Source organism: Streptomyces sp. YIM 98790 (assembly GCF_011421595.1).
Lineage (GTDB): Bacteria > Actinomycetota > Actinomycetes > Streptomycetales > Streptomycetaceae > Streptomyces.
Genome location: NZ_WTLH01000335.1, coordinates 1 through 3,224 on the forward strand (window position 1 = coordinate 1; position 3,224 = coordinate 3,224).

Genomic DNA, 3,224 nt, shown 5'->3' on the forward strand with positions numbered 1-3,224 from the left:
CCGGCACGGAGATCCGGGCGGAGCACCGGAGCGGACCGCCCGCGGCGGATGCCGCGGGGTGGCCGGTGGCGACGGTCATGAGCCGCTCCCTCCGTCATGGGCGGGGGCCGCGGCGGCCACCGGACGCGACGCCCGGCCGGCGGCCCACCTCGGCGGCGCGGCCGGAGTGCGGGCCGGCACATACGCCTCCGCGGGCCGGGCGAAGGGAACGTCCCGGGGCGGCTCCGGCTCCCGCGCCGAGCCCCAGCGGCCCGGGGAGCGTGACATCAGTTCCAGATAGATGCCCCGGAAGGCGGCCACGTTCTGTTCGACGGTGAACAGCTCCAGCGCCCTGGAGCGGGCCGCCGCGCCCAGCCGCGCCCGGCGCCGCGGATCGCGCAGCAGCTGCACACAGGCGTCGGCCAGCGCCCTGGGATTGCGGGGCGGCACCACCAGCCCGGTGCCGCCTATCACCTCGCAGACCGCGCCGACGTCCGTGGACACCGTGGCCAGGCCGCAGAACATGGCCTCGATCAGCGGGACCGGGAAGCCCTCCACCACGCTGGAGATCACCGAGACGTCGCCGGAGGCGTAGGCCAGGGCCAGGGTGGGCGCCTCCGGCGAGCCCACCTCGTCGAAGGACACCGGGTTGTCGCCCACGGCGTGGGCGTCCGCGGCCTCGTCCGGGAAGAGCTGCGCGGCCAGCACCCGGCAGTGCGCCAGATAGGCCGTGTCCGGCCGCCCCCGCTCCGGGGTGGAGACGATCCGCAGCCGCGCGCCCGGCTCGGCCCGCCGCACCTCGGCGAAGGCGTGCAGCAGCCCGATCAGGTCCTTGCCGGGCTGCGCCGTGCCGACCCACACCAGGACCGGCGGCTGCGGCTCCACGGCGCGCAGCCGCGGCGGCCGGCCGTCGCCCGCGCGCACCGCGGCCTCGCCCACCGCGTGGAACGGCCCGGCGTCCATGCCGGGGTAGACGATGCGCAGCCTGGCCCGGTCCGCGCCGCAGCGCTCCTGCCACCGCCGGGCGTGCGCGTTGCCCGGGGTGATCAGCTCGGCGCGGGCGTAGACCTCGCGGGCCAGCCGGGTCTGGAACGCGGCCAGCAGGGCCCGCACCGGGGCGCCGGGCGCGGAGGGCGCCACCGCATGGGCCGCGCTGGTCAGGTAGTGCTCGCGCAGCCGGACCCCGTACTCGGTGAGCAGCAGCGGGGTGCCGTAGAAGTGCCGGGCGAGCAGGCCGGGCAGGGCGGCCGGGCCGCCGCCCACGGCGTGGCAGAGGTCGGCCTGTCCCAGGCCGGGTCCGGCGCCGTCCCGGCCGTCGCCGTACCAGTCCAGGGAGAGCGGGCGCAGCACCCGCTCCAGCCGCTCCAGCACCGCCAGCAGGTCGGCGACCTGGGCGGTGCGCACGGCGCGCGGCGCGCCGGGCAGCCGGCAGGCGGACTCCAGCACCCGCAGGGCCTGTTCCGAGCGCAGCCAGGTGCTCAGCCCGCCGTGCTCCACCGCCGGGCGGGCCAGCCCGTACAGGCCCTCGGCGAAACGGTCCGCCAGGCCGGGCGGCCGGTCCTGCGGGGGCACGCCTATGCCGTCCTTCGCCGCACCGCCGGCGGGCTCGGCGGCACAGAGCGCGGCGGTCAGCTCGGCGAAGGCCGCGGCATAGCGGCGGCCCAGCCGCCGGGACGGCCGGCCGCCGTCCCGCGCACCGGGTTCCGGCGGCGGCCCCCACAGCGGGGCGGTGCGCAGCAGCACCACATGGGACGGCAGCGGGCGGCGCGGCCCGGCGGCCTGCTGGCGGCTGCGGCTCAGGGCGCGGATCTCGAACTCGTGATGCGGCAGACCGTGCACCAGACGGTCGCACCACCCCACGGACTCACCACGCGCGTACGGATATCCACCCTCTGTGAGCAATGCGATGCGCACCGGCGCACCCCCGATCTTCCTCATGGTCCACGGATCGCGGTCGTGCTGCGGGCCGCTCAGCGGAGAGCGGCCGCCTCCGTGAGCCCTGCGGCACGACGGTAAGTCCGGTGGGCGGGGCCGCGATGGACGGTTGTCCGTCGCACCACCGGAAGGGGTGAAGAACCGTAACTATGGGTGGAGTCAGCCGTTAAGGCGCGGCACGGGACGTCCGTTGACGAAACGACGGCTGTGCGCGCGCCGCCGCGCCCCCGGAACGCCCCTTCGGGCCCCGGCGGCCACCGGTGCGGGGAGGTCAGTTCTCCGGGTGCGGCCAGGCGTTGGGCTCGCAGGTGACACCGTTGATGGTGAGGAACTTGGTCTGCTGCATCATCACCGGGGCGAGCGCGCCCTCGGCCGGGCAGATCTCGTGCCCGTAGCCGATCCGGTGTCCCACCTCGTGGTTGATGAGCATGTGCCGGTACTCGCGGATGCGTTCCGGCCCGTAGGTCTGTGCACCCTGCGCCCAGCGCCAGGCGTTGATCATCACCCGCTCGGTGGTCGAGGCGTTGCAGGAGACGTTGTCCACGGTGGTGTCCAGCCCGGCCTTGGCACACCAGTCGGCGGTGGTCCCGGGGCTGGCCAGGGTGATGACGAAGTCGTAGTCGCCGGAGGAGACCCGGGCGAAGCCGCGCTCGCCGTTGTTGCCCCAGCTGCGCGGATCGCTCAGGGTGCGGTGCACGGCCTCGGCGAAGATCTCCGGGTCCACGCCCAGGCCCTCCTCCACGTCCACCCGGTAGCGCAGCAGCGTCCCGGCGTCCGGGTCGGCCGCCGGGTCGGTGCCGGGCACCGGCACCAGGGTGCCGCTCCCGGTCAGCTCCGGGTCCAGACCCCAGACGGTGTCCATGTAGGTGTCGTAGTCCATGCCGGTGCCGCCGCCGGGGACGCCCCCCGTGCCGCCGCCCGTGTCCCCCGGCCCGGTGCCGCCGGCCTCCCCGTCGTTCTCGGGGTTCTCGGCGTTCTCCGGGTTCTCGGGGTTCTCCGTGTCCCCGGAGCGGTCGGAGCGGTCGGAGCGGGCCGCTGAATCGCCGGTGCCCTCGCCGCCCCCGGCGGCCGGGCTTCCGCCGTCGCCCCGGCCGGCCGCGGCATCCCCGGACCCGCCCTCCTCCAGCGCGGCCATGGCCGCGGTCACGGCCAGGCAGGTCACCACGGCCGCGGCGCCCACCCCGCTCAGGGTCCGGCCCCAGCCGCCCGGCTTCTTCTCCCTGCCCCGCCTGCGGGGCGAGCGGTGGCGGCCCCGCTGCGGCGGCTCCGCCGCCGTCTCACCGGCGGCGCTCCCGGCCCTGCCCGCGGCC

Annotated in this window: 2 protein-coding genes; both read right to left on the bottom strand. The window is 76.6% G+C overall.

Translation table 11 applies throughout. The features are described 5' to 3' along the window. Window positions 1-75 precede the first annotated feature (75 nt). Window positions 76-1,893, bottom strand: a complete 1,818-nt coding sequence (locus GQS09_RS27685; protein ID WP_165990264.1) for a DUF3492 domain-containing protein — start codon at window positions 1,891-1,893, stop codon at window positions 76-78. 292 nt (window positions 1,894-2,185) lie between these two features. Continuing rightward, window positions 2,186-3,224: DUF3152 domain-containing protein (locus GQS09_RS27690; RefSeq protein WP_399552626.1), on the bottom strand; the 1,039-nt coding region annotated here is incomplete at its 5' end.